This window comes from Pseudomonas sp. F1_0610 (assembly GCF_047470865.1).
Classification (GTDB): domain Bacteria; phylum Pseudomonadota; class Gammaproteobacteria; order Pseudomonadales; family Pseudomonadaceae; genus JAZDRH01.
In genome coordinates this window covers 1-1,549 of record NZ_JAZDRH010000069.1, presented here as the reverse complement: position 1 = coordinate 1,549, position 1,549 = coordinate 1, and the positions used below count along the sequence as shown (strand labels likewise).

Below are 1,549 nucleotides of genomic sequence, written 5' to 3'. Positions count from 1 at the left end.
ATATTATATATCTAAAATATAAAAGGTGAATATGAATGACTTGTTTTTCCAAGAGTAATATTTCGACAAAGAAACTGGCCTGCACTATAATACTTTCAGGTACTACGCCCCAGATTTAGGCCGTTTTACTCAGTAAGACCCCATCGGGTTAGCGGGTGGGTTGAATCTGTACCAGTATGCATCGAATCCACTAACATGGGTGGATCTGTGGGCTAGGCGGAAATCAAAAAGTTGATCGGGTAGCGAGAGAACTTGATTAGACAGTACAGAGAGCAAGTAAATATCTTGTCCGTGGTGGTCATATGAATACTACCTGGAAAAAGATATATAAAAACTGGGCAAATAATCAACATATACCTTAGTGGTTAAAAAATGTTGCTAGAAGGAATGCTATTCAGCAAATAACGGACAAATTAACCATTAACAATAGATATCTTAAGATATTATTAGAAAAGCAGGTTCATGGTGGGGGCTTACGCCCAGATTATCATTTCGAACTAGCAGACGGAAAAGTAGCTGTATTTGGTATAACTACTTCGGGGTAAGTATCTAAAATTAGTAAATATAATATTAACAATATTACGGATTGGCTGATTAATATTATTTATCGATAGAGGTCATTTTATATGAATGGTAAATTAAAAAAAGAAATGGTAGATAGATGGAGTGATGAGCTGAACTTTAAGATAAATGCCATCTTTAAAAAGGAAGATTGGAGAGATAAAAATATTATTAATGCTCGTTGGAATATGGCTCCTTTTGGGTACGCCGATAATGATAAATTAGATTTTAGAGGATTTGTTTTTAGAGAGCCTATTCGTTACCACTATATTTCAAATATTGATTTTTCTTATTCACGGGTAATAAGTGGTAATAAAGATAAGTACGGACCATCAAGAGGGGTAACTGGATTTATTAGTTCAATACTTGAAGATTGCAACTTTATTGGTTCACAGATGCCTGCTAACTTGGCTGAAAAATTTACAAAATGTAATTTCAGTGGAGCAAGATTCAAGTCATCAAATTTAAATGCTGATTTCTTTTTCTGTCAATTTATTAACTCCGAAATGAAAGATGTTTTAGCCAATGGTAAAAAATTTATCAAGTGTGATTTCACTAATGCTAATTTAAAAAAATGTAATTTTTACAACTGCTATTTTGAAAACTGTATATTTGATAATGCAATTATGTCTTCCTCAAATATCTCAGGTAGTATATTTGTTACGAATAAACCTTCTGAGCTTCAGCTCATGAGCTGCTCCGTATCTGATAATTTAAAATTTTTATAAAGTATTCTAAACATCTAGAAAAGAACTTGAAAAACTGAGAGTTGAAGCTATCACTCCAGGCTCTTGGCTTAATGATATATTGACGAAGGTTAATAAATAATGAATTATTATAAGTTGGGTATAAATCCTGCAAGTAAAAAGTGGAAAATGGGGGATTACACTTTCACGCAGTAAAAAATAAAAATAAGATTTTAATTATTGGATTTATGAAATATGATAATGATAAGAATTGGGAGATAGTTCGGTTGACAGATTATTGC

1 protein-coding gene and 1 pseudogene are annotated in these 1,549 nt (G+C 32.2%); both read left to right on the top strand.

Features of this window, described 5'->3' with window-relative positions:
• Positions 1-58: 58 nt before the first annotated feature.
• Positions 59-205, top strand: a pseudogene (locus VQ643_RS16215) (RHS repeat-associated core domain-containing protein); the annotation flags it as partial.
• Between the two features lie 421 nt (positions 206-626).
• On the top strand, positions 627-1,289 hold the full coding sequence (locus tag VQ643_RS16210) for a pentapeptide repeat-containing protein (protein WP_414201536.1): 663 nt from the start codon (positions 627-629) through the stop codon (positions 1,287-1,289).
• Positions 1,290-1,549: the final 260 nt, after the last annotated feature.